This window comes from Desulfosporosinus cupriresistens (assembly GCF_001707885.1).
Lineage (GTDB): Bacteria > Bacillota > Desulfitobacteriia > Desulfitobacteriales > Desulfitobacteriaceae > Desulfosporosinus.
The window spans coordinates 76,591-103,043 of record NZ_MASS01000007.1 but is presented as its reverse complement, the minus strand read 5'-3'; the positions used below and the strand labels follow the sequence as shown (position 1 = coordinate 103,043).

22 protein-coding genes and 1 riboswitch are annotated in these 26,453 nt (G+C 40.1%); of the genes, 14 read left to right on the top strand and 8 right to left on the bottom strand.

All coding sequences use genetic code 11. The features are described from left to right. Window positions 1-154 precede the first annotated feature (154 nt). The 3 genes from DSBG_RS04580 to DSBG_RS04570 form a co-directional block, all read right to left on the bottom strand. The gene (locus DSBG_RS04580) at window positions 155-826 is read right to left on the bottom strand and encodes an acetate uptake transporter (protein WP_068963047.1); all 672 of its coding nucleotides are present in this window, start codon (window positions 824-826) and stop codon (window positions 155-157) included. Window positions 827-1,252: 426 nt separating this feature from the next. Beyond that, entirely contained in the window at window positions 1,253-1,954 is a 702-nt protein-coding gene (locus DSBG_RS04575; RefSeq protein WP_068963046.1) for a 3'-5' exonuclease, read from the bottom strand. A 26-nt stretch (window positions 1,955-1,980) separates the two neighbouring features. Then, entirely contained in the window at window positions 1,981-3,858 is a 1,878-nt protein-coding gene (locus tag DSBG_RS04570; protein ID WP_068963045.1) for a DUF294 nucleotidyltransferase-like domain-containing protein, read from the bottom strand. A 497-nt stretch (window positions 3,859-4,355) separates the two neighbouring features. Here DSBG_RS04570 and DSBG_RS04565 point away from each other — a divergent pair, with 497 nt between their 5' ends. From DSBG_RS04565 to DSBG_RS04520, 10 genes are all read left to right on the top strand, one after another. Then, window positions 4,356-5,540, top strand: coding sequence for an SAM-dependent methyltransferase (locus DSBG_RS04565; RefSeq protein WP_068963044.1), 1,185 nt, complete (start codon window positions 4,356-4,358; stop codon window positions 5,538-5,540). A gap of 302 nt (window positions 5,541-5,842) precedes the next feature. After that, window positions 5,843-6,121, top strand: a complete 279-nt coding sequence (locus DSBG_RS04560; protein ID WP_068963043.1) for a DUF485 domain-containing protein — start codon at window positions 5,843-5,845, stop codon at window positions 6,119-6,121. Window positions 6,122-6,157: 36 nt separating this feature from the next. Continuing rightward, a complete protein-coding gene (locus tag DSBG_RS04555) occupies window positions 6,158-8,107 on the top strand; it encodes a sodium/solute symporter (RefSeq protein ID WP_068963042.1) in 1,950 nt (649 codons plus the stop codon). 194 nt (window positions 8,108-8,301) lie between these two features. After that, complete coding sequence (locus tag DSBG_RS04550) at window positions 8,302-10,248, top strand: sodium/solute symporter (RefSeq protein ID WP_068963041.1); 1,947 nt, start codon at window positions 8,302-8,304, stop codon at window positions 10,246-10,248. 362 nt (window positions 10,249-10,610) lie between these two features. Continuing rightward, window positions 10,611-11,855 carry an ABC transporter substrate-binding protein gene (locus DSBG_RS04545; protein ID WP_068963040.1) on the top strand — a complete coding sequence of 415 codons (1,245 nt, stop codon included), beginning with the start codon at window positions 10,611-10,613 and terminating at the stop codon, window positions 11,853-11,855. Between the two features lie 69 nt (window positions 11,856-11,924). Next, window positions 11,925-12,803: a branched-chain amino acid ABC transporter permease gene (locus DSBG_RS04540; protein WP_068963039.1), complete on the top strand. Its 879-nt coding sequence runs from the start codon at window positions 11,925-11,927 to the stop codon at window positions 12,801-12,803. 16 nt (window positions 12,804-12,819) lie between these two features. Next, window positions 12,820-13,794, top strand: coding sequence for a branched-chain amino acid ABC transporter permease (locus DSBG_RS04535; protein WP_068963038.1), 975 nt, complete (start codon window positions 12,820-12,822; stop codon window positions 13,792-13,794). A gap of 15 nt (window positions 13,795-13,809) precedes the next feature. Further along, window positions 13,810-14,547 carry an ABC transporter ATP-binding protein gene (locus DSBG_RS04530; RefSeq protein WP_068963037.1) on the top strand — a complete coding sequence of 246 codons (738 nt, stop codon included), beginning with the start codon at window positions 13,810-13,812 and terminating at the stop codon, window positions 14,545-14,547. Next, window positions 14,544-15,239, top strand: a complete 696-nt coding sequence (locus tag DSBG_RS04525; protein WP_242877403.1) for an ABC transporter ATP-binding protein — start codon at window positions 14,544-14,546, stop codon at window positions 15,237-15,239. Before DSBG_RS04530 ends, DSBG_RS04525 begins: the two co-directional genes overlap by 4 nt. 429 nt (window positions 15,240-15,668) lie before the next feature. Further along, on the top strand, window positions 15,669-16,961 hold the full coding sequence (locus DSBG_RS04520; protein ID WP_068963036.1) for an aminotransferase class I/II-fold pyridoxal phosphate-dependent enzyme: 1,293 nt from the start codon (window positions 15,669-15,671) through the stop codon (window positions 16,959-16,961). A 73-nt stretch (window positions 16,962-17,034) separates the two neighbouring features. Here DSBG_RS04520 and DSBG_RS04515 read toward each other — a convergent pair whose 3' ends face one another. From DSBG_RS04515 to DSBG_RS04495, 5 genes are all read right to left on the bottom strand, one after another. Then, window positions 17,035-17,553 carry a DUF2179 domain-containing protein gene (locus DSBG_RS04515; RefSeq protein ID WP_068963035.1) on the bottom strand — a complete coding sequence of 173 codons (519 nt, stop codon included), beginning with the start codon at window positions 17,551-17,553 and terminating at the stop codon, window positions 17,035-17,037. Window positions 17,554-17,705: 152 nt separating this feature from the next. After that, window positions 17,706-19,229 (bottom strand): IMP dehydrogenase, encoded by a 1,524-nt coding sequence (locus DSBG_RS04510; RefSeq protein ID WP_491005704.1) that lies wholly within the window; start codon window positions 19,227-19,229, stop codon window positions 17,706-17,708. A 404-nt stretch (window positions 19,230-19,633) separates the two neighbouring features. After that, on the bottom strand, window positions 19,634-20,170 hold the full coding sequence (locus DSBG_RS04505) for an HD domain-containing protein (RefSeq protein WP_068963033.1): 537 nt from the start codon (window positions 20,168-20,170) through the stop codon (window positions 19,634-19,636). A 77-nt stretch (window positions 20,171-20,247) separates the two neighbouring features. Next, complete coding sequence (locus tag DSBG_RS04500; protein WP_068963031.1) at window positions 20,248-21,036, bottom strand: YdcF family protein; 789 nt, start codon at window positions 21,034-21,036, stop codon at window positions 20,248-20,250. Between the two features lie 58 nt (window positions 21,037-21,094). Next, window positions 21,095-21,820 carry a metallophosphoesterase family protein gene (locus DSBG_RS04495; protein ID WP_068963029.1) on the bottom strand — a complete coding sequence of 242 codons (726 nt, stop codon included), beginning with the start codon at window positions 21,818-21,820 and terminating at the stop codon, window positions 21,095-21,097. Between the two features lie 583 nt (window positions 21,821-22,403). Beyond that, window positions 22,404-22,502, top strand: a riboswitch (SAM riboswitch). Between the two features lie 89 nt (window positions 22,503-22,591). Here DSBG_RS04495 and DSBG_RS04490 point away from each other — a divergent pair. The 4 genes from DSBG_RS04490 to DSBG_RS04475 all read left to right on the top strand — a co-directional run bounded on the left by DSBG_RS04490 (window position 22,592) and on the right by DSBG_RS04475 (window position 26,184). Then, window positions 22,592-23,617 (top strand): methionine ABC transporter ATP-binding protein, encoded by a 1,026-nt coding sequence (locus DSBG_RS04490; RefSeq protein WP_068963028.1) that lies wholly within the window; start codon window positions 22,592-22,594, stop codon window positions 23,615-23,617. Beyond that, window positions 23,607-24,293: a methionine ABC transporter permease gene (locus DSBG_RS04485; protein ID WP_068963027.1), complete on the top strand. Its 687-nt coding sequence runs from the start codon at window positions 23,607-23,609 to the stop codon at window positions 24,291-24,293. Before DSBG_RS04490 ends, DSBG_RS04485 begins: the two co-directional genes overlap by 11 nt. A gap of 116 nt (window positions 24,294-24,409) precedes the next feature. Then, window positions 24,410-25,258: a MetQ/NlpA family ABC transporter substrate-binding protein gene (locus DSBG_RS04480; protein ID WP_068963026.1), complete on the top strand. Its 849-nt coding sequence runs from the start codon at window positions 24,410-24,412 to the stop codon at window positions 25,256-25,258. 383 nt (window positions 25,259-25,641) lie between these two features. Next, a complete protein-coding gene (locus tag DSBG_RS04475; protein ID WP_068963025.1) occupies window positions 25,642-26,184 on the top strand; it encodes a DoxX family membrane protein in 543 nt (180 codons plus the stop codon). Window positions 26,185-26,453 lie beyond the last annotated feature (269 nt).

Here is a 26,453-nt window from a genome sequence, read left to right as displayed (position 1 = left end):
GACTAATCTGCAGCGTCATACTCTAGCATTTAAAGAAAACTAAAGCTGTCGCCTTCGCCAAGCCTCGGCGAAGGCGACAGCTTTAGTTGCACGTAGAAAAAAAGGCCCGAGATTTCTCGAGCCTTTTTCATCGTAGAATTTAATATATAATTTCTTAGGCTCTAGCTCTCTGACGTTGATCAGGCACAGCAGGTGCAGGTACAGATTTTTTAATAACGTTAAGTGGCCTACCAAGAGGCAATATTTCACGTCCATAAAAGTTCTTATAAAATATGGCCGCTGAATAATAGAAGCCAATGATGGAAACAATCAATTCAGACCAACCAGCTAGTTGAGTAAACATAGGAGCAGGACCTACATTAAATGTAACTGCCGAAAGTGAGAAAAATAGCACATCAATGAACAGAAACAACACAACAAAAGGAACGTTCACTTCTAAAGCAGCTACTGTTGTAAAAAGAGAGAAAATAAGGTAACCCAAAAATACAAATCCCAACATTTTAGGGTCAACAGCAGCTTTCATGCCTGGGCCGAACGCTCCGTTCATAGTTAACCATGAAAAGGCCATACCTACCCAGAAAAAGCCATAAGCACCCAGAGCTGTGCCACCCAAAACGTTGCCCTTCTGAAAGTCAATTTTTGCAGCCATAATTTGAACAATACCACCCAATAAACATGCCCACACAACAAGCAAACCTGTTGCACTATGATCAGTAAAACCTAATTTGGAAGTTGAAGCTATGAGACATATCATCGCCAAACCCAAAACACCAAAAGCCGTAGGATCTGCACCACTATAATTAACCTTTACTTCTTGTATACTCATCTTCGATTTTCCTCCTTAGTTTGTGATAGTTGACCTGTAATATTATATATGTCTTTATCTTTACAAATTATTTTATGCGTCACTCTACCTCCCTTCATCTAAATTTTACTTCTAAACAGCCGTGTTTATGGTTCGCTCTAAGAAGTTATTGTATATATAACACGCAAACGCACAAACAACCTTCACACTAACAATTCTGCACAAAGACTTAAACACATAATAACACAAACAATTCAAATTTGTACGAATATTTTAACTATTTTTATTAATAAATTTATTCAGATATGTTATGAGATGTTATATAAATAAGAATTATTTTCTCTAGGAATAACCTACTGCCTTCGTGTCAGAATATGCCCATCAACATAGGATGGAAGATTGTCCAATAAGAGGGAATGGCTGCTCTATTGAGCTAAATTAAGCTGATTACTGCGTACTAAACTTCTGATATTTAAAACTGTACAGCAAATCAGTTGTAGTATTAATGCCTTTTTTCTTCAAGTCCTCGACCATTGCCAAAAAAATTCTGCCAGTTATGATCGAATCCCCTAGCGCCGTGTGGCGGTCCGTTAAGGGCACCCCATAAGCTTCAGCCAAATCGTCGAGAGAATGGGTTTTATGGTCGGGAAAAAGTAGATGTGAGATTAAATAGGTGTCTAAAACCAAAGGGCATAACTTTTCTCCACAGTTTTTTTGCAATTGGGCATTAATAAAACTAAAATCGAAAGCACCGCAATGAGCAACAAGCATTGAAGACCCTACAAAATCCATGAATTTATTACAAACTACGATAAAATCCGGCGCTGTTGCTACCATTTCATCGGTGATACCGGTTAATTCTGTTACAAGTGGAGGAATTCCACGGTTAGGATTGATGAATTGGAGAAACGTCTCATCTGTAAGCTGGCCCTTGTCAACAACCACCCCTCCGACAGAAATAATTTCATCCCCTTTATGAGGATAAAACCCAGTAGTCTCGGTATCGAACACAACAAACCGGCTGCCATCTAAAGGTAAGGAAGGCCATTTCCGCAGACGAAAAGCGGTTACTCTTTGGCAAAAATCCTCCTCATCGACCGTGCAGCAGAATTTATAAAAATTCATGAATATACTGATCTTACTGGTCATCTCTCAGTCCTCCCTTACAAATGGCCTTAAACTTGGAAAGCCAACCCGGTTACGGTTTGAAGACGGTCAACTGCCAAAAAACTCTCGCGCATAACAGAGCGTTCTCTTTCGCTGAGGTTATTTGGGTTAATATAGTTATCCGGGATGAACCCTAGACCCAGTTTCCGTAGGTTTTCTCGCATCCTGAACATCATAAGGGATTGAAAAGCAGCTTCGTAGTACTCGGCATCATCGGCGGAGATGGCTTCAAATTGGACTAGCTTCTTCAGTCGCGCTAAAGTATTAACCTCAACAATACTTTCCCGCATAGCAAAAATACGGATACAGTCCACAATATGAACGCACGCAGATTTTTTTAGATCCACTTCGTTCTTATGGTCTTTATTCTTTTCCAATATTACGTGTTTGAATAGGTTAAGAGGTACCCTATGGCTTAGCGCATCACTTGTAAGGAAATGAAGAAGGGCTGGAGTGGTTCGAAACAAATGCAACGTATAATCACGTAATGTCTGGGCCAAATAATCTTGTCCAAAAACCGGTCTGAAGTCCAAAAAAATTGTAAACTGACGAACAGCATCGGGATTAGGCGTGCTTGCCCACTGGAGTACCGTACTTTTCCAAGTTGTTAATGACAGACACCATTCGGGATTTGTGGGCATAATATTTCCAGGACATTTAATTAGACCACAAAGGTCTAATCCGTCTGTTACATATTGTGCCAGTTCGCGAAAGTAGTCTTTAATTTTCCCTTCCTCTTCAAGTGAAACATCGGCATATATTATGGCACTGTCTTGGTCCGAAGAGGGAGTTAGCTCTTCACGACCGCCACTGCCCATGGTTAACCAGCAATAATCAACCGACGGCCGACCAAGACCCTTTTCAACCATCAAATTCTCCGCCAGCAAAAGCAACCTTCGAGTTAATATGTCATATAACTCTGATACCACTTCCCCGATTTCACTAGCGGAGGCTTTTTCACTGATCATCGTAGCCACTGTTTTGTTAATTTGTTTGATAGCTTGTGCCAATTCTGGGATACTTCCGGCAAGTTCTATGTCTTTAACAATCGTTAAGGAACTCGTAATCCTTGCCCTAGTTAAATCTCCAATAGTGACAATGCCAATGGGTCGTTTTTTATCCGTGACCACAATATATTTGCCATGGCTTTTCAGCATAGTAAGCAGTGCTTGGTAGAAGAAGGCATTAGCTATCAACGTTGGGGGGTCTTGTTGCATAATATCAACAGCGACAACTACCGAAGGGTTGCCGTCGCGGGCAAGTACTTTACTAATAATATCCCGTTCACTAACTAAACCTAGCATCTTACCATTGGCATCTGTAACAACCATAGAACTGATTTTTTTCTTTGTGAATAAACGAGCTAAGTCGTTGATCGGAGTGTGCGGCTGACAGGTTTCTACAGGAGCGGACATAATGTCATAAACCTTTTGTTTGAAGCGTTCAAATCCTAAACCGAACGACTCATAAGGTTGTTCTTGGAGCATTTCTTCGTACAACCCACACATTCGATCCGTTAATACGCGGTTAAAATAGCGAGCAACCTCCTGATAGTTGTGTAAGAGATTCTCAAAGGCTTCTCTTCCCAACACGTAACAAGTTAACTCAGCAATTACCTTTGCAGATGCGGGGTATCGTTTACCAGTAAGAATCACTGTTTCTCCAAAGAAGTCTCCCTGACTTCTTAGTCTTACCACTCCGTTTCCTGTAATGATCTCCACAACTCCAGATAGAACTAAAAATAATGAATCCAGTGATTTTTCGCCTTCTATGAATACAAAACTACCTGTCGAATAGGTCTTAACTGGAATCGTTTTGCTCAACTCTAATAAAACATTTTCAGGCAACTGATCAAATGGTTTAAATTGTTTTAGAGAAAGCAGCATATCCATTCCCCCTCGAATTTTAATTATAGTTCACAGGTCAGCTTTTCTTCGATAACATGAGAAACTACGTTTGTGATTATATAGTATACCATTACTTTGTCAAAATGTTATGAATATTCTTTATACATCTCGTATAAAACTATTATAGAAGCTCACTTTAATGGCGGCTGTTTTAAGTGTACTTCTTTTGCAGTGAAGTCTTTCGTAAAGTGAACTCGTTCAGCTAAAGCTGAACATCGAGACTTCGGTGGGGGAGTCTACCGAAGTAGAATAAGGAACACCCACTTGAAGAAGTGAGTGTCTCAAAATTAATTAAATTTTTTTATTATTTAATTAATTTTGAATAGTCAGAATATTTGGAGGTTTTTTGGATATCTTAGTAGAACTTTAGTCCATAATGGTACAGCCATCCGGTTAATATTTTCTTATGTTTAAAAATTATTTTTATGTTTACCAGCTAAGAAAAATTTAAATTAACGAAAGGTGGGCTATTCTTCATGGATGTCGACAAACTATTTTATAAAAACCTTTTTAAGAACCTATTTTCCCTTCCTTGCCTTGTGGAATTCTGGGATGAAGAGGTAGTGCAGTATGGTGAAGGAGACGCGCAATTTCATATTATTATGCGGAAGCCCATACCTAAAGCGGAGATTGTCAGGGATCCTTCCTTGGCTTTCGGTGAAGCCTATATGCATGGCAATCTAGAAATTAAGGGAAGTGTCCGAGATGTCGTTGAATCCCTTTTTAATAACAAAGACAGTTTTTTATACAGAAACCCCACTTATTTGAAGATGACCAAGTTTATTTCTTCTAATGGAATTAGAAAAAGCAAGGAAAATGTTCAATATCATTATGACATTGGCAATGATTTTTACAGATTGTGGCTTGATGAAACAATGACCTATTCTTGTGCGTATTTTCGCTCTCCAGAAGATACCCTAACTCAAGCGCAAAAAAACAAAATTGATCATATTCTACTTAAACTCAATTTACATGAAGGGCAGAGCTTGCTGGATATTGGTTGTGGTTGGGGAGAATTAATCCTAACAGCTGCGCGGGAATACCGAGTTAAAGCTTTGGGTATTACGCTTAGCAAGGAACAGTATGATAGAGTACGCTTTAAAATTGATCGTGAAAACCTAAGTGAACTGGTGGATGTACGCTTGCTAGATTACCGTGAAATTAGAGATCAAGTATTTGATCGGGTGGTCAGCGTAGGAATGCTCGAGCATGTTGGAAAAGAGCACTTAGAAGAATACTTTTCCACAGTACAACATTTACTTAATGATCAAGGAATTTCCCTGCTGCACTGTATTACAGGAAGGGATGGTAGCGGAACAAACTCTTGGATTAATACCTATATTTTCCCCGGCGGTTACATTCCATCTGTTCCCGAACTAATCCAACATATGGAGAAAGATGGATTTTCTCTCTATGATGTCGAAAGTCTGAGGAATCATTATACTCGGACCTTAGAACACTGGGCTCAAAACTTTGAACAGGCCCTCCCGCTAGTTCGGGAGAATAAAGACGAAACTTTTATCCGGATGTGGCGCCTCTATCTTAATTCCTGTGCTGCTTCATTTAATAGTGGCAACATAGATCTGCACCAGTTATTATTCAGCAAGGGCCCACTCAATAACCTTCCTTGGACCCGCAATTATATTTATAGTTCAATGTGAACGTTCCAGAGACACTTTACATTTCAATCATCCAATCCTATCTCCAGACGCTTTTCAATAGATGATACTTCCCCTGGGAGTCTTTTCCGCTTTTCACGTCCTTATCTAAGGTCCGTTATATTTTCTAATAATTTTGAATATTTAGAAAATACGTTGCAATTCCATTGTTATCAGAATATGATATGGATAATCAGTTTCAAGAAACGTTGTGGCCCATACGACTTTAATAGCTTTCTCGCCATAAAAAGCGGGAAATATAATCCTTGCACCCTTGAAATTGAGTTTAGAAAGGAGGTGAAGATATGTCACATGGACCAGCAACCGAATGGAAAGAGAATAAAACTCTGGAAAAAAAGAAGGCCCGATTAGGAGTAGTCATGTTTATTATCTATACTGTCATTTACGCGGGATTTATTTATATCAATGTATGGGATAGTCAAGTTATGCGAATTAGTGTTGGGAGCTTTAACGTAGCTATTCTGTATGGTTTTGGGCTCATTGTTTTAGCACTTGTGCTGGCTATTATCTACAATCAAATTTGTACCAACGCCGAAAAATTGACCGACGTTAGTAAACGATAATGATATTCTTTGATAAATTGAAGGGAGGTATAAAGGATGAATTATAGTGTTTCACCAGGGGCTGTCGCCATTTTCATTTGTTTTGTCATATCCGTTCTCTTCATATCCTTTTATTTTGCTCGCAAAACAAAGTCAGCAACCGATTATTATGCTGCCGGCGGATCAATTCACTGGTCAATAAATGGAATCGCCTTTGCTGGGGATTATCTTTCTGCTGCATCGTTTCTTGGAATCTGCGGTATGATCGCCACGTATGGCTTTGATGGTTTCTTATATGCCATTGGTTATCTCGCAGGTTGGATTGTGGCCTTGTTTATTGTAGCAGAGCCTATGAAACGGCTCGGAAAATACACCTTTACTGATGCACTTGATAGCAAATTTAATTCTAGAGGAATCAAGCTTTTGGGGGCATGTAGCACACTCTTGGTTTCAATGTTTTATTTGATCCCTCAAATGGTTGGTGCGGGATCACTGGTAACTCCTTTACTCGGCTTGCCTTTCGAAGCAGGTGTGATAATGGTTGGAATTATCGTTATTGCCATCGTGGCAACTGCAGGTATGGCTTCAACCACTTATGTCCAATTCTTCAAAGGAGCTTTGTTGATTACCTTTTCGTTAATTTTAACATTCCTAGTGCTTTCACGCGGGCTGTCAACTTCACCGGATAAAACAGACACCGCCTATCACAATCTTATAGTCTTAAAGGTCAGCAGTATAAGTGATACTACTGTAAAAATCGAGGATCCTTCCTATAAAGTAATGAGTTTAATTAAGACTAAGACTAAGAGTTACGTAAAGCTCTCCAAGGATAATATTGAGAGCATGTGGACTCTCAATGCACCCAAGAATATCTTAGAAGAAACAGAAACAATCACTAAGCTTGCTAATGGATCCACTCTCTACAATGGAGAGCCAAAAGAAAGTAACAAGTTTTTTCAGGTTGGTACATTAAGTCAGATTGACGGTCAAAAACCTACTGGAAACACTGCTGTATCAACAGGTTCTTTAAATCCTTTCTCCTTAATCGCTAAAATCAGTAACAGCACAGTAACTCGTTGGGGTCACGAAATAATTAAGGATGGGGACAATCTAGTAACAGTTTATTATCAAAATCCCACGTCTGGTAAGGATATCTTGAGTCCTGGTCTTAAGTACAAAGTTGATCCTGCCAAAGGCGCAACGGCAACTAACAGGTTTGATTTTGTCTCGCTAATGCTTGCGTTGTTTTTAGGTACAGCATCCTTGCCGCATGTTTTGATTCGATATTATACTGTTCCAAGTCCTTCGGCTGCTAGAAAATCTACCCTCGTTGCCATCACGGCCATGGCTATCTTTTATATTCTTACTTTATACATGGGTTTAGGGGCCATGACTGGTGGGGTTCTTGATCTTACCAATGACAATATGGCAGCACCGTTATTGGCAAAATCTATTGGTGTCGCAATTTTCGCCATGATTTCTGCTATTGCGTTTTCCACCGTACTTGGCACGGTCAGCGGTCTAATTGTCGCAGCTTCTGGGGCTATTGCTCATGATCTTATGGATAGGTTCTTCAATATGAAGTTGACCGACAAGAAAAAGGTTTTTGCCGGGAAAATGACCGCAATAATTGTAGGCTGTATCGCCATGGCATTAGGAATTCTCTTCAAAAAAATGAATGTCACTGTTCTTGTAGGATGGGCATTTGCTGTTGCAGCTTGCGCTAACTTCCCCTCGATTATTATGATCCTATTCTGGAAAAAAACCACTGCAGCAGGAGTGATTGGGTCAATCTTAGTAGGATTGATAACTTCTTTAGGAATAATTTTGTTTTCCCAGGACACATACAGTAATGTTTATCAACTAATAGGTGCAACTGCTCCTTTTTCCTTTAGTAATCCAGCACTTGTCGGTGTTCCGTTGAGCTTTATTACCCTTGTTATTATCTCCTTGTTCACCCAAAAGAGTAGTACTAATCTTAAGGCGGTTTCGCAGATTGGATCTTAACTCTGCTTAATTATTACACGGTCAAGTTGGCTCACTTCTCTATATGAGCCAATACTAAGGAAGAGAGAGGTTGCATTAATGCGGCCTCTCTCTAGGCATTATTATAATCATATTTGTACAAGCGCAGAAAAATTATCGTGGTTAGTGGTTAAGTTAATTGATATTCTCGATAATTTGAAAGGAGGTTATAAGGGATGAATTATTCTGCTTCGCCAGGGGCTATCGCCATTCTTATTTGTTTTATTATCTCCGTTCTCTCCATATCCTTTCATTTTGCTCGCAAAACAAGGTCAGCAAGCGATTACTATGCCGCCGGTAGATCAATTCACTGGTCAATCAACGGAATTGCCTTTGCTGGCGATTATCTCTCTGCTGCATCTTTTCTTGGCATCTGCGGAATGATAGCTACTTATGGATTTGATGGGTTTTTATATGCCATTGGTTTTCTCGCGGGTTGGATGGTAGCATTGTTTATTGTAGCGGAACCTATGAATCAACTTGGGAGATATACCTTTACCGATGCGCTTGATCGCAAATTTAATTCTAAAGGAATAAGGCTTATGGGGGCAGTTAGCACCCTTTTGGTTTCCTTGGTTTATTTAATACCTCAAATGGTTGGTGCGGGAACATTGGTAACTCCTTTGCTCGGGTTACCTCATGAAGCAGGGGTTGTAATCGTTGGATTTATTGTTATTGCGATAGTGGCAACTGCAGGTATGGCATCAACCACCTACGTCCAATTCTTCAAAGGAGCTTTGTTAATTATATTTTCGTTAATCTTGGTATTCCTAGTGTTTTCACGCGGGCTGTCAACTTCGCCGGATAAAGCGGACATCGCCAATCATAATCTTAAAGAATTAAAAGTCACCAGCATAAGTGATACAATGGTGACAATTGATGATCCTTCCTATAAAGTATTAAAGATCATTAAATCTAAGGCCAAGAGTTATGTAAAGCTCTCCAAAGATAATGTTGAGAGCCTATGGACCCTAAATACACCTCAGAATATATTGGAAGAAACAGAAATAATCACTCAGCTTGAGAATGGATCCACGCTTTACAATGGAGAACCAAAAGCAAATAACAAGTTTTTTCAGGTTGGTACAATGAGTGAGATTGACGGGCAAAAAGCTACTAAAGACACTGCGATAACAACGGGTTCTTTGAATCCTTTCTCCTTAGCAACGAAGATTAGTAATGGCGTAGTCGTGCGTTGGGATCATGAAACAATTACAGATGAGACCAATCTAATAACAGTTTATTATCAGATTCCTATGTCTGGTAAGGATATCTTAAGTCCTGGTCTTAAGTTCAAAGTTGATCCTGCCAAAGGTGCAACATCAGCTGATAGGTTTAATTTTGTATCCTTAATGCTGGCGTTGTTTTTAGGTACAGTGTCCTTGCCTCATATTCTTATTCGTTATTATACTGTTCCGAGTCCTTCGTCTGCCAGGAAATCTACCCTTGTTGCTATCGCAGCTATAGCCTTATTCTATATTCTTACCCTCTACATGGGTTTGGGAGCCATGACTGGTGGAGTTCTTGATCTTACTAATGAAAATATGGCAGCTCCGTTATTGTCAAAGTCTATTGGCATCGCGATTTTCGCCATGATCTCAGCCATCGCATTTTCTACCGTACTTGGCACAGTCAGCGGTCTAATTGTCGCAGCTTCTGGGGCTATTGCCCATGATCTGATGGATAAGTTCTTCAATCTGAAATTGACCGACAAGAAAAAAGTTTTTGCCGGGAAAATCACCGCAATAGTCGTAGGCTGTATAGCCATGGTTTTGGGAATTCTCTTCAAAAATATGAATGTCGCTGCTCTTGTAGGATGGGCATTCGCTGTTGCAGCTTGCGCTAATTTCCCCTCGATTATTATGATACTTTTCTGGAAAAAAACAACTGCAGCAGGAGTGATCGGGTCAATAATCGTAGGACTGATAACTTCTTTAGGAATAATTTTATTTTCCCAGGACACATACAGCAATGTCTACCACCTTGTTGGTGTTGTAGCTCCCTTTGCCTTTAGTAACCCAGCGCTTGTAGGTGTCCCCTTAAGCTTTATCACCCTAATTGTTGTCTCCTTGTTCACTCAAAAGAGCAGTGATATCAAATCGGTTTCACGGATTGTAACTTAAACTATCAATCCTAAGGAAAATAGAGGCTGCATCAGTGCAGCCTCTATTTTCCGTATCAAAACAAATAGGCTATTTTCCTCAGCTCCATTATACGAATAATTTCGCCTAGATGCGATCATATAGACGATAGTGTTTTAATACACGACAAAATAAGTATTGTCTGTCCTAAATACACCTGTTATAATTTTAGAATATCCTTTAGTATATGATGTGCTTTACATCACACTTATTTAGCAGGAGCACTCAAAGGAATTTATAAGGGAAAGGAAGTATGGTAGAACGGAAAAAACTAGCCCTAGAGCCAACTCAGAAAAGGAAATATCTCTAAATGGGGTTTTCTAAAACATTATGGAGGGGATAGAATGGTTAGTATGGCAGGCAAAATGAAATCGAGTAATTTAGTTAAGATAGGGTCAATGCTCCTGATTATTGCATTATTAGTTACTGGGTGTGGAAATAGTTCAACCACTACGACTGACAAAAAGGCCATTAAAGTTGGAATTGTAGATACTTATACCGGCGGAGCTGCCGTCTATGCTAAAGACTCCTTAGATGGATTTAAACTTGCTGTAAAAGAAATTGCCGCTAAAGGGGGTCCGACGATTGAGTTTGTCACCCGTGACGACGAATTCAAGCCGGACAAATCAACAAGCTGGGCAAAAGAACTCGTGATGAAAGAAAACGTTGACTTTCTAGCAGGAACTACGAATAGTGCAGCCTCACTTGCCGTTTCACAATTTGCTAAAGAGAATAAAGTACCCTTTATCGACTGGGGCGGAATGAGTGACAAAGTCACAGGTGCAGCAGGCCATCGCTATGTATTCAGCACTTTGCCCAATACCGCAATTATCGGCAAAGCAGGCGCGGTCCAACTTTCCAAGACGCCTTATAAAAAAGTCTGGTTAGCTGGCAGTGATTATGAATATGGTCATTCTGTAATTTCTAACCTTTGGTCTAATTTAACCGCACTTGAACCTGACGTTAACAAAATGGGAGAAACTTGGTGGCGTGTTGGAGAAACAGATTTCACGCCATATATCAACGCTATTCGCAGTGCTAAACCTGATGTGCTTGTAGTTGGCACTGGAGGAGCTGATATGGTAGCCTTTATGAAAGCACTCAAAGCAACTGGACTTCCCCAAGAAATTCCAGTATGGGCACATACCAGCTATGACCCTGCGACCCTAAGGCCTTTGGGTGATCAAGCGCCTGAAAATGTTCTTGGTACAAATCCATATTTATCAAATTATCCAGATACAGCTGAAAATAAGGCGTTTGTCGCAGCTTTTAAAAAGGAATATAATCGTGAACCCGCTGCGTTTGCCTTGTATGGATACATGGGAGGAGAATTCCTAGGTCAAGCGATTGAAAAGGCTGGCAGTACTGATAAGGAAAAGATCATTGACGCTATGGAAGGCTTAGTTATTGATACACCGGTAGGCAAAGCGACTTTACGCAAAGAAGACCATCAGGTGGCAATTCCCATGACCTATGGTGTGATAGCTAAGGTAGACGGGAAAATTACAGCCTCAGATCTTCACACTCTCAGTCCTGAAGAAATTATGCCCTCTATTGACGAAATCCAAAAGCTTCGAGCAAAGCAATAACAAAAGATTAATGGGCGGGCCGCCAGGTACCGCCCATTTACGTAATCTTACACGACAGGGGGATGACACATGGACTTCGCAACACTCGCCAGCCAGCTTTTTATAGGATTAAGCAGGGGAATGATTTTCTTTATCGTGTCGGCAGGGTTAACTCTCATATTTGGAGTCTTAAGAATTACGAATTTTGCCCATGGATCACTTTATATGTTAGGGGCTTTTATTGCTTACTCAATCTCAATATTTTTTGGCCAAGGCCCAAATGGGTTTTGGTTAGCCCTGTTGGTTGCCCCTATCGCGGTAATGTTAATTAGTCTTGTAATCGAACGCGGGTTGCTTAGATTTATCTATAACCAAGAACATTTAATGCAAATGCTCTTGACTTATTCCCTAGTACTTATCGCGGGGGACCTTGTCAAAATAATTTGGGGAACAGAATTTAAATCTATGAATATTCCTACGATTTTAAGGGGTTCCTTTAATCTTTGGGGAGCGTCCCTTCCGTCGTATAATGCCTTCCTTCTTATAGTAGGCCCGATGGTTGCCCTTGGTTTATGGCTTTTTTTATCCAAAACTCATCTTGGCAAGATATGCCGAGCAACGGCTACTGACCGAGAGATGGTTGATATATTAGGTATTGACAGCACTCGAGTGTTTGCTCTAGTTTTCGCGATGGGCGGATGGCTTGCAGGACTGGGAGGGGCTTTGATAGCGCCAACGACTACTATCTCGATGGGTATGGATGCAAATATTATAATTTATGCTTTCCTAATCGTAGTCATAGGTGGATTAGGCAATGTATGGGGAGCACTCATTAGTTCTATTATTATGGGGGTTGGGGAAGCATTTGGGATATTGTTCATCCCAGGCGTTGCCATCATTATTCCTTATGTCATAGCGGGTGTTCTTCTAATTTTAAAACCTTCTGGTTTGTTAAAATCTGCATGGTAGAGAAAGGAAAACATTTATGTCAGCGAATAACTCAAGTACCTTAAAGATTCCACAGGGAAAGTTCAGAGCCTATCTCGGCTTGGGGTTGTCAGCCACTGGGACTCTGATACTTTTAGCGATGCCGACTCTGATCTCCCAATATTATGTTTACTTGCTAGCAACTGTTTTTACAACAGCCTTACTTGCCACCAGCTTAAACTTAGTTTTAGGGTACGGAGGACTTTTGCATTTACACCATGGAGTATTCTATGGGGTTGGTGCCTATACTGTAGCAATTATTATGACTAAAACCTCTTGGCCATTTGCTGTTGCGGTTGTCTTGGGTCCCCTGGTTGCTGCCCTTATAGCCTTAGTGATTGGATGGTTTTGCGTACGATTAAGAGGCCTATATTTTGGTATGCTTACGTTAGCTTTAGGGCAGTTGGTTTGGGCTATTATTTATCGATGGAATGCGCTGACGAATGGAGACAACGGAATTCATGCTATACCTGTTCCTGAATTTCTTACTTCTGTAAATTCAGTCTACTATACGACTCTGATTGTTCTATGCATATCTCTAGTAATTCTTTATCTGATTAGCAAATCTCCTTTTGGTCTGACATTAGTTGCCACTCGTGACAATCCCATGCGCTCTGAAAGTCTAGGAATACACGTCAAAAGACACCGGCTGACAGCGTTTGTCATCGCTGGATTCTTTGCAGGACTTGCCGGTGTATTATTTGTTTTAATCGAACGATCTGTGGCCCCTTCCCTACTCTCTTGGAACAAATCGGCAGAAATTTTAATCATGTGTTTAATGGGAGGACTTACTGTATTTATGGGCCCGACATTAGGCGCTGTCATTTTAGTCGTTTTGTCAATGTTTGTTGGTCTCTACACTGAATACTGGCTTCTTGTCCTTGGTGTGCTGTTACTCATCCTCGTCCTGTTCCTTCCTCAAGGTATTCTTGGTTATTTAATAAAGAGTAATAATAAAAAAGGCGGAGTGTGAAAGGAGAGAATTTGAATGCTTCAAGTTGAACAACTTAGAAAAGCGTTCGATGGGTTTCAGGCAATTACAGATGCCAACCTTTCTGTTCCGAAGGGAGAGGTAGTGGCGGTAATTGGACCCAATGGCGCCGGCAAATCCACTTTATTCAATTTAATAACTGGGCATCTACAGGCGGATTCAGGTCATGTCCGTTTCAAAAGCAGGGAAATTACGAACTTGGCTCCCCACAAAATTTGTCACCAAGGAGTGGGGCGGTCATTTCAGTTGATAAATATTTTTTCCAGTCTTACAGTCTTTGAAAATATCCAAACTGCTGTTATTGCCAAACATCACCTGGATAGGAAATTATTCAGACCTGCCAAAAGACTTCTTGTTGAAGAAACACTTGGGGTTTTGGAAAGTTTTGGACTTGTTGAGTTTAGAAACCATTCATGCAATTCTCTTTCTTATGGAGATCAAAAAGTCTTGGAAATAGCGATTGCTTTAGGAAGTAAACCAGATCTTCTTCTTTTAGATGAGCCAACTGCTGGAATGTCACCCGATGAGACACGCAGAATCGTAAATCTTATTAAAAAATTATCTCAGGAGGAAGGTCTTACGATATTGCTTACTGAACATGATATGGATTTGGTTTTTGACGTTGCTCAAAAAATCATGGTTCTTCACCAAGGTCGTACGATAGCGCAAGGACTTCCTGAAGACATCAGAAACAATAAATCTGTACAAAATGCCTATTTGGGGGAAACGGGATGATGTTAGAAGTTAGAGACATTCATACCTATTACGGTTTAAGTCATGTCTTATTTGGTTTATCTTTAAAGGTGAATCAAGGAGAAGTTGTATCTCTCCTTGGTCGTAACGGAGTAGGAAAAACAACGACACTCAAAAGTATCATTGGTATTACCCCTCCAAAAAGCGGTCAAATCTTTTTTAAAGAGCAGGACATTACAAGAACCCCTACCAAACGAATGGTCAAAATCGGGATTAGTCTTGTTCCTGATAACCGTAGAATTTTTCCAGACTTGTCTGTGCGTGAAAATCTCGAGATTGCAGACGAGATTAAAACCGGAACATGGAATTTGGATAAAGTCCATGCATTATTTCCTGTACTTAAAAAAACCGCCAATCGTCGGGGTGGAAACTTAAGCGGTGGAGAGCAACAAATGTTAAGTATTGCCAGAGCTCTTCTTGGGAATCCTGAGCTTCTAATTTTGGACGAGCCAACTGAAGGACTGGCGCCTTTAATCGTTCGAGAATTAGAAGAGCAAATTCTCGAACTATGTTCAACCGGAATATCTATTCTCTTAGCCGAACAAAATCTCAAATCCGCCTTGAAATTGGCCAATAGGTGTTATGTACTTGAACGAGGGCAAGTTCGTTTTGAAGGAACTGTCGAGGAATTAGCTGATAATGACGAAATCAGGTCGAAATATTTATTAGTATAAACCACATTATCGGGACAATTAGGCCCTGAACTGTAATAGTTCAGGGCCTAATTCAGTGATCCTACAATTTATTGTTCGCACCTTTAAACGTTGAAATAGCATCTATGAGTCTACACGCTGCAGATTTATCGGCGTTATCTATTATTTGACAGTTTATAATAGTTCTTGCTCTCTCTAAATCGTTTGTTGAATAAGCCAAAATTTCATTCTCAGACAGTCAAAAATAATAACCTTATGATTAAAAGTGGAGGAAATAATCATTTTAGTGTAGAATTTAGTTACTTAGTTTTTATAAACTAAAAGGGGAATGATACTAGATTAAGAAAGTTGGAATTCATATATTATTGTAAACGTCATCACTCATTAAATAGAGATACTAAAGCCGACAACTTAGCAAAATAGGTTGGACTAAGAAAGGGAGAAAGATCCATGCATGAGCTTGCTCAAGATTTAAATCAACAGATACAACAAGAAAATCCCCATGTTTATGACTTATTATCCGAACTCGGAAAAAACTTATACTTTCCCAAGGGGATCTTGACTCAAACTGCGGAAGCTAAACAAAAGGCTCACCGTTATAATGCGACGATAGGAATTGCAACTGAACATAATCAACCAATGTTCTTACCATTAATCCAAAAAACATTAACCAATTACGATCCTAATGATCTTTATCCCTATGCTCCTCCCGCAGGAAAACCTGAGCTGAGACGACTTTGGCGCGAAAAGCTATTAAACGAAAGTCCGTCTTTAAAAGATAAATCCTTTAGCAATCCCATTGTTACTAGTGCCTTGACACACGGTTTAAGTATAGTTGCCGATCTATTTCTTGACGAAAATGACCCTTTGGTTTTACCCGACAAATTATGGGGTAATTACAATCTTATCTTTGGAGTTCGTCGTGGCGGCAAAAGCATAACGTTTCCTTTCTATACTGAGAAAGGAAACTATAATACAGTAGGGATGAAGGAAGCCTTACTATCTCAGAAAGACCAGGGAAAGGCAATTCTATTACTTAATTTTCCAAATAACCCGACCGGGTATACACCAACTGAACAAGAAGCTACGGAGATCGTTGAGGTACTAAAAGAAGTCGCCCAACAAGGCATGAACCTAGCCGTTGTTACCGATGATGCCTATTTTGGGTTATTCTATGAGAACTCTATCAAGGAATCACTGTTTGCCCGGATCGCCAACATTCATCCTAGAATATTAGCTATCAAAGTAGATGGCGCTACGAAAGAGGACTACATGTGGGGCTTTCGTGTAGGATTCATTACCTACGCCTCCAAATATCCAGCTATATTAAATGCCTTAGAAAATAAGACATTGGGTATTATCCGCGGAACGATTTCTAGCAGTTCTCATCCAGCACAAACTTTTGTATTAGAAGCCCTTAAATCCAAAGACTTCCACAAACAAAAACAAGAAAAAATTGAAATTCTAATGAAACGTGCCTGTAAAGTTAAAGAGATTCTTGATCAGGGAGAATATAACGCTGCCTGGGACTACTATCCCTTTAATTCAGGATACTTCATGTGTCTTAAACTCAAAGGAGTGAGGGCAGAAGCCTTGCGCCTTCACCTACTGGAGCAATACGGTGTCGGAGTTATAGCACTAGGGGAAAGTGATGTGCGCGTTGCCTTCTCGTGTGTTGAAGAACCGGAACTTAAACAGCTATTTGACCTAATTTATCAAGGTTATCAGGACCTTGCCCGATAAACCGCTTATAACAAAGATATTTTTACTTTAATTAATTGAATTTATAATGAAATGGAACGGAAAATGAACTTTCTTAAAAATGCTTAGCTACTCGTTTAATCCAAAATCCACCTTTTAAATGTTTGGGTTCATAAGAGATAACAAAAGCTTTGGGAGAGAGTTGCTCAAGGATGTCCATTAACTTACGTTCATTACATCTTTTCGCTAAAACCTGCATCATGAGACGTTGACCATCCTTACCATCTGCTAACCAGGAAGTAACACCATACCCATATTCCCGCAACTTAGACGTTAGTTCGAGTTCAAAACAATCTACTGTAACCTGGACCGTCACATAACCCAAAGCCAGATATTCCTCGATACGTCCACCTGTATACACCCCCAAGCCAAATCCAGCACAGTAGGCTGCTAGATTCCAAGGGTTGTCTAGGTTTTTAAGAACTATCCCCAACCCTGACATGTAAACAAAAACTTCAAACACGGAAAGAATGGCTGCCAAGATTTTCTGGCCTTTGATAACAAAAATCATACGTAGCGTATATAAAGATACATAGACTACGTTAATTCCAATAATGGTAAGAATAAGTTTCATACACTCCTCCAATTTCAGCTAGATTAGCTATCTAGCCAGTTCCCCTTATACCAGTTGCGATTACAGTAATCTCATTCAAGGCTAGAAGCCTCATGCTTCTAGCCTTGTTTGTTTACTCAATATTCTTCTTTGTAGTGGACATCCAATGATCCCTAGACCAAATAATTGTTTTCCTTCAAGATAACATCATGTGCCCCGCCTTCAACAATGCTTGTTGAAGAAACGAGAGTCAATCTGGCAGTTTTCTGCAATTCTTCAATAGAAATGGCTCCACAACTGCACATTGTTGATTTGATTTTACTCAAAGTCAAATCTAAATTATCCTTTAATCTTCCGGCATAAGGAACATAACTATCCACGCCCTCTTCGAAGCTAAGTTTTGAACCTTCTCCAAAATCATACCGTTGCCAGTTGCGCGCTCTGTTTGAGCCTTCACCCCAATATTCCTTGACATAATTGTTTCCTAGTTTTATTTTTTTACCTGGACTTTCATCGAACCGTGCAAAATATCTGCCCATCATAATAAAGTCAGCTCCCATAGCCATTGCTAAGACAGTATGATAATCATGCACGATTCCTCCATCGGAACATATAGGGACATATTTGCCTGTCTTTTGGTAATAATCATCTCTAGCTTTGGCCACTTCGATAACTGCTGTGGCCTGACCTCTCCCAATTCCTTTTTGTTCTCTGGTTACACAGATTGACCCCCCACCGATTCCTACTTTAACAAAATCAGCTCCTGCTTCCACTAAATACAAAAAACCTTCTTTATCAACAACATTTCCACCGCCAACTTTTACTCGATCATTAAATTCTTTCTTGACAAACTCGATAGTCTCCTTCTGCCACTCACTATATCCATCCGAAGAATCAACACATAGAATATCTGCACCTGCTTTCACTAATTCAGGTACCCTTTCCTTGTAATCCTTGGTATTTATTCCGGCTCCAACTATATATCTCTTGTCTGCGTCTAACAATTCCAGAGGATTATTTTTATGTTCCTCATAATCTTTTCTAAAAACAAAATAACAAAGGTTTTGGTTGTCGTCAATAATTGGTAAACAGTTCAGTTTATGTTGCCAAATTAAATCATTAGCTTCACTAAGACTGATTCCTTCTTTTCCCATTATAAGTTCTGAAAATGGTGTCATGAATTCCACTATCTTTTTGTCCAGATTATCTCTGCTGATTCTGTAATCTCTCGTTGTCACAAGTCCAATCAACTTGTTCTGAGGAGATCCATCTTCTGTAATAGCAATTGTGGAATGACCCGTCTTTTTTTTCAAAGCAATGACATCTTGCAAAGTATGTTCAGGAGTTAAATTAGCGTCACTGACTACAAAACCTGCTTTGAATTTCTTTACTTTCTTAATCATCTCCACTTGTTCGTTAATCGATTGTGAAGAAAAAATAAAAGATAAACCACCGCACTTTGCCAAAGCAATTGCTAAATTGTCGTCAGATACTGATTGCATGATCGCAGAAACAAAAGGAATTCTTAATTTCAAAGAGGATTCTTTTCCCCGTTCGAACTTAACGATAGGTGTTGTCAGACTGACATTACTGGGAATACAATCCCTTCTTGTTAAATTGGGAATTAGTAAGTATTCACTGAGAGTTCTAGAAGCATCCTCAAAATAATAAGCCACTTTGTTTTCCTCGCTCTTCATTTTTAATTTTATTATACATAAGGTTTTATAATTATTAAGCATTCTATTATGTTTTTAAGCTCATTTTCTTGCTCATCCCATTCTTGATTTGCCTTTATTCTTATAATTTCCCAAAAATTCTTCCGAACTCATCTAAGATCAAATAAGGGTAAGTGAAAAAACCGAGTACCTTGACGTCACCCTATGGTCTTTTTCCCCTTAAAGCTTGATCAATCATCTAAAATCCCCCGTTCTATTTTGGCTATCCTTCATTATTCTCTAAATCATAATCTATACCTTCTTGGATGTAAAACAAATTCAATCCAAAAAATGGTAAAAGGCTGAAAACAGGATTGTTTCCAGCCTTATGACGTTGAGTCATACTTACTTACTTACTTACTTACTTACTTACTTATTTATTTTATCTAGCCTGCTAATTTACAGAAGATAGTCAAAAATTCTTTCTCAACACTCTTGAATTCTTTCTGTGAAAAATCATGCTCCATAGACTTGGATGGAGGTATGTCTAAAATACCTAGGTCCATTAATACTTCAAACTCAAAGTGCAGCAGGATATCATCAACCTCTTTGATCAACCGTTGTTCTTCCCGTGACAAATCGGCCAAACCAAAACGTTCATAAATTATGCCTTGAAGCCTCTCTTCGATAATACAGTATTCGGATAGGTTCTGCTTCACAGGTCTTGTAATATCTGATATATAGCTTTCACTTGCGTCATGCAAAAGACAACCGAGTTGCACCCTTTCCGAATACCCTAGGCTTTTGGCCTCCTTATAGCAATTAATTGAGTGCTGAGCAACCGAGAAAAAATGATCGAAATGCCCGTTAGCTCTTGTCATAAGCGACAAGGAGTGGGCGATATCTGCGATGTTTACATCAGCCTTCACTGGCTCCAATGGGTAAAACTTAATTTTAGAATAAGTCAGTATATAATTGGACATTATGCACCCTCATTTCTGTAACTTGGTTAAAGAACCCCTTCCTTACCATTCGGTAAAATCCAAGAGATTCCTTCTATTCACCAATCGAAAATCAGGGATTTGACCACCGCAAAATACTCTCTTAAATAAACATTAGGCACGATATACCACGGGGTAGGGGACGGAATACCCACCGGGTTTAATCCATTGCGCTGAGCCAACATTTTCGAGCGGAAGAGATGGAAGTCGTTCGTAATCACAGCAACCCTCTCTAGGTTTTGAAAGTTCGGTTGCCGGATTAATATCTCTTTACTAAATCGGAAGTTCTCCATCGTGCTCGTAGATTGATCCTCTTTAAGGATACGCTCGTCTGAAATCCCATGATCCAGCAAGAAACGTCTCATACCCTCGGCCTCAGAGATCTTCTCTCCAGGACCTTGCCCTCCTGAAAGAACGACCTGGACCTGGGGGTACCTCTCTAGGAATTCTAGTCCTTTTTGCATTCTCTCCCAAAGTGTCCATGAAAGTTGTTCGCCATTCAGGCCCGCCCCTAAGATAATCAGATAATTCACCTCAACAACTGGGTCTGGGCGAGAATCTCTAATAATCGCCCCCTCGACCACCAGAAATGAAATTAATCCGATCAGGACTAAGGAAATGACACACTGCCGAATCTTTAAGAACCATGGTCTTGTAAGTCCTACAGGTATAAGTTTCTGGAAAAACGATTTGGTTAATAACGAAAAGAGCAATAAGCCTCCCGCAGCCCCAGGTAAAATAGTTCCCAGATTAACTCCCCCATTAAATAGCAGGAGTAATACAGTATCTATAATTCCTAAAATGCCCAAATAAAAAAGGAGCCCTCTCAAGATCTGCTTGATTCTCATATAGCCCCTCCTAATAATCCTCTTTGTTTGTTCTTTATTCTGACCCATGCATAACTGCTTAGGTTTTCCGACCTCTGAATATAGCTGTCCTCAATTCGTTAATATATTCTTGTTTCTCTGGCATATCCGTTGCATTCGCCTGGTCAATAGCTAATTCTATATCATAGGGTACTTTAACCAGCGTTATCGCCAAAGGACCTTCATTTTTATCATCCAAATGTCCTTCAATGATCCCATAGGATGCTTGGGTTATGTCAAGGGGATTACCGACACTTCCAACATTAAACAGAGTCTTGCCAGTAAAGCTATCTATATAAGCACCATGAATGTCACCATAGCCTACCACATCTGCTTCAAGTTTAAGCGTTGGTGTCGCTTCAAATAATTTCATCCGCTTACTCTGTTCGGTTGAAAGATAGACTCTATGCATTAGATCATTTGGGGAAGCATGGCAAAGTCTTAATAACTTTCCACTGATATAAAATTCTATATAGACAGGTAACTCCTTCATATACTTTAGTCTCTCAACGCCTAGTTTTTTCTGATGCCACCTTAAAACTTCATTGCCCTCTTGTTCTGTTAAATAATAATCCCAATTCCCTTTAATTACGACTTGACAATATTCTTTAATTGTATCGACTGCCTCAGCTGAACTAGGACCTTTGCCCGCTAAGTCTCCGAGACATAAAATTCTGTCAATATTTCTGTTAGCGATATCTTCTAGTACAGCTTCTAAGGCAGGCATATTTCCATGAATATCCGATATTACTGCAATTCTCTCCATACTGATCTCCTTATTATCTTTTAATTGACGGTAATTGCCTAGTAATGGGACTAAAACAACGTAAGCTGGTAATGATGAAATATCCTGACTTGGCAATGCACTTGCGTAATCAATAACCTATCCAGCATAATTCTCTAAAACACACTCTGTTCCTGCTTGTGTAAAAACAAATTTCATCTTGATGCAATAATTAAGGCTAAAAGCATAATTACTTTCAACCTTGTTGCTTGACTCTTAAAAGATGCCTAATCAATTCTAAAAGGGCCTCGACTATAAAAATCGAAGCCCTTTTGGAAATTGTTTAGGACACTATTTAAGTATTGGCGCGATAACTTTTTTCTCTGCCCGCTTTTTCTTTTTTTCCTTGTTCTTAGGACTCTTGTCTCCCATATTCAAATACCCCCAATTGCAAATTAATACAAGTATTCCATAAAATTCATAAATCCATACTTATATTTAGCCCCACTACAATAATTTACATGTATTTAGATAATGTCTAAATTTTACCGCTTGCCAACTCCCTTCCTCTTGTGCTAGAATACATCCATCACAAGATTTGAGCACAATAAAATTGCATAAAAAACTCTTATTCAGAGTAGGTGGAGGGACTGGCCCGATGAAACCCGGCAACCGGCATTTATGCACGGTGCTAACTCCTGCAGAGAAATCTGGGAGATAAGAGGAAAACCGAATGGTCACTCCGCGGGTTTTCTTCGCGGAGTTTTTTGTTGTGTTTAAAACGTTGGAATCCCTATCAAAGGAGGTCCGCACTTGATTCAAATCAAGCAATTAGTAAAAAAGTACTCGTCCCGTCAAGAGACCGTCATAGCTATTGACGATGTTTCTCTGCACATTTCCAAAGGTGCCATATACGGCATTATTGGATTAAGCGGTGCTGGAAAAAGCACGCTTGTGCGTTGCCTGAACCTTCTCGAAAAACCCACGAGCGGTCAGGTCGTTATTGCTGGCCAAAATCTGACCCAACTTTCAGGTAGAGCACTCCGTGAAGCACGCCAAAAGATCGGAATGATCTTCCAGCACTTTTATCTTCTTCAATCACGATCTGTTGCCGAAAACATCGCCTTCCCTCTGGAAATATCTGGTCTTTCTAAAAGGGAAATCAAAACACGTGTTGAAGAATTGCTCCATCTTGTCGGTCTAGAAGACAAAGCCGATGCTTATCCCTCTCAGTTAAGTGGTGGACAAAAACAACGGGTGGGCATTGCACGGGCGCTCGCCACACAACCGGAGGTCCTCTTGTGTGATGAAGCTACCTCTGCGCTTGACCCGCAAACGACTCTTTCTATCTTAAACCTTCTTCGTGACATTAACCAGAAACTTGGTTTAACGATTGTCATGATCACACATGAAATGAAAGTTGTTAAAGAAATATGTACTCATGTCGCGGTGATTCACCAAGCGCGGATCGTTGAAAATGGCCCCGTCGAGTCAGTTTTTATTCAACCTCAATCGGATATCGCTAAAGAATTTATTGCCACTGTATTTCCAAGTGAACTCCCGGCGGACCTGTTAAAGGAATTTGCGACCCACCATGACTCAGAAATTATTCGCATTCAGTTTCTCGGATCACGAGCTTCCGACCCTATCATTACGGATTTACTGCGCACCTGCGAAGTCCGAGCGAATATCCTCTATGGAAGTATCGACCATCTAAGATCCACGCTGTTTGGCACCCTTACTTTAGAACTTCAGGGCAACTCCGACCAGCTTAATGTGGCTCATCGCTATTTAGCTTCTCGCGAATTAAAGGTGGAGGTGATACAACGTGCCCTTTGAGCCCGCACTATTCCTCCAAGCCTCATTTTGGAGCGATTTATCGCAGCTTGTCTCCCCAGCAATCGGTGAAACCCTTTACATGGTGATTGTTTCTACGATACTTGCCTACCTTATAGGTCTGCCCTTGGGCGTTATATTAGTAGTAACCTCTCCTGGGCATATATTGCCTAACCCGTGGGTCGAGCGCACTTTAGGAACCCTTATCAACATCTTACGATCCGCTCCGTTTATTATCCTGTTAGTGGCTTTCATTCCATTTACTCGAGCACTTGTCGGCACGTCCATTGGCACAACTGCAGCCATTGTCCCTCTCGTCATCTCTGCCTCTCCTTTTGTAGCGCGAGTTGTAGAAAGTTCCCTCAAGGAAGTTCCTTACGGCGTCATTGAGGCAGCTTTATCTATGGGAGCATCCCCCCTACAAATTATTCAGAAAGTTCTTCTCCCTGAAGCGAAAGCTTCTCTTATTCTTGGAGTCGCCATCACTACGATTAGTGTCATAGGGTATACCGCCATGGCCGGTGCGGTTGGCGGAGGGGGATTAGGGGATCTGGCCATTCAATATGGCTACAACCGTTTCCGAACCGATATAATGATTGTCACCGTTGTCATTCTAGTCGTAATCGTTCAAGGTTTACAGTCCCTGGGGACTGCATTAGCACGCAAGCTTTCTCATTAGTCTAGATTATTCTATTTCCGCGCACCATGCCATTGGCTAACTCTGCTCTCGCCGCCTTAATGAGCAAGGTTTATAAATAATATTCACAAAGAATTAATTATTAGGGGGTAAAAATTATGTTTAAACTCAAAAATCATCGCTACTTAACATCCTCACTTGTTATCTTGACTGCTCTCACCCTTGGTCTTACTGGATGCGGAACTTCGGCTGCCTCGAATGCAGCTTCCGAAACACCTGCTAAAACAGTCCTCAAAGTTGGCGCAACCCCGGTTCCTCATGCTGAAATCCTTGAATACATTAAACCAGAATTAGCTAAAGAAGGCGTTGAACTAAAAATCGTCAACTACACAGATTACGTGCGTCCGAACTTAGATTTAGACTCTGGAGATATTGACGCCAATTTTTTTCAACACACCCCGTACCTAGATACCTTTAATAAGGACCATGACCTCAGTTTGGTCTCAATTGCTAAAGTACACATTGAGCCCATGGGAATCTACTCCCAGAAAATCACGAAAATCGCAGACTTCAAAACAGGAGATACCATCGCCATTCCTAACGATCCTTCCAACAGTGGTCGTGCCTTAGCCTTACTAGCCAAAGCCAGTCTGATCCAGTTGAAAGCTGGGGTCGGGATCAAAGGAACAATCAATGACATTATAGATAATCCTAAACAGCTGAAAATCACCCCTATTGATGCCCCTCAACTTCCCCGCGTCCTCCAAGATCCAAAAGTCATCGCTGCGGTCATCAATACAAACTATGCTCTCGAAGGCGGACTCAACCCCACTAAAGATTCGCTCTTTACTGAAGACAAAGACTCTCCTTATGCAAATATTCTGGTCGTCAAAGACAGCCAGAAAAACGATCCCGCTTTGCAAAAGCTGGCAAAAGCTTTAACCTCTCCAAGCGTTAAAAAATTCATCGAAGATAAATATCAAGGCTCTATTGTTCCTGCATTCTAAAAATATATATGGTGCATCGTCCTTACATTGGACAAATCTAGCAGATAACAAGACTAGAAACATTATTTCCAGTCTTGTTATCTGCTTATATTATATAAAACACCTTTTCAATCAGCGTTCACCAACACCTATACTTAGCAACACTGATCTGATACTCATATTGTCTTCCTTTTGAACGGAATGCATAGCTGAAAAAATCAAGTGCTCTTTTATCTAAGCCTTCTAAAATATTAATGATACTTCTATTTCTAATATATATCTTATAAGATAAAATAATATTGAATAATAATTATTAAATAAAAGAGGATATTGTTTATATAGTGTAGAATACAGACTCTATAACAACATCAGGGAACTAATTTTATTAAAAAGGAGGCCTGGACATGAAACATCCTATAAAAGCTATTATTGCTCTATTACTCCGAGTCTATTTAGGTTATGACTTCTTAACTGCTGGCATTGGGAAATGGCAAACTGGTTTCAATGCCAAATCGGTAACTGGTTTTTTGAAAGGCGGTCTGGCTCAGACTCACGATGCTTTACTCGCTACGTCAGGAGCCACAGCAGCTGCTCACCCAAATGTCACTGATACCTGGGGCTGGTTAATAAGTCACGTTCTTCTCCCTAACGCAGGGATTTTATCTTTAGTTGTTAAAAGTGGCGAAGTCCTCATTGGGTTAGGATTGATTTTAGGTTGTTTTACAACTCTAGCCGCTTTTTTTGGGATGACGATGAACTTTGCCTTCTTATTAACTGGTACCATTTCAACCAATCCTCCAATGGTCCTAGGGTTTCTGATTATCATTTCCCTTGGGGCAGCTGCTTATGAAATTGGCATAGATCGGTTCTTCATGAAGAACCTTACATCGTCATTTCCATCCCTCAATAAAGGCTGGCTTCGTACTCCTTTTCCAGTCGAACAATAGCTATCACTTAACATATGCCCTGCCCATTGTTAACAAGGGGAGTTACCACGAACTAATTACCATCATAACACTAACAAGGGGATGTACTAAAACTTGTTACTATATTTTTCACATCCCCACTTTTGCTTCTATATCGCCAAAACACAAGCGTCCTCACTCCACTTTAATAGTGAAATGAGGACGCTTATTGATTGTTGTAACCACTTGAAATTTTGGAGACTGAGTTTTCACACATCCCCTTGTTTCTCTCTTAATATAAAATTGAGCGC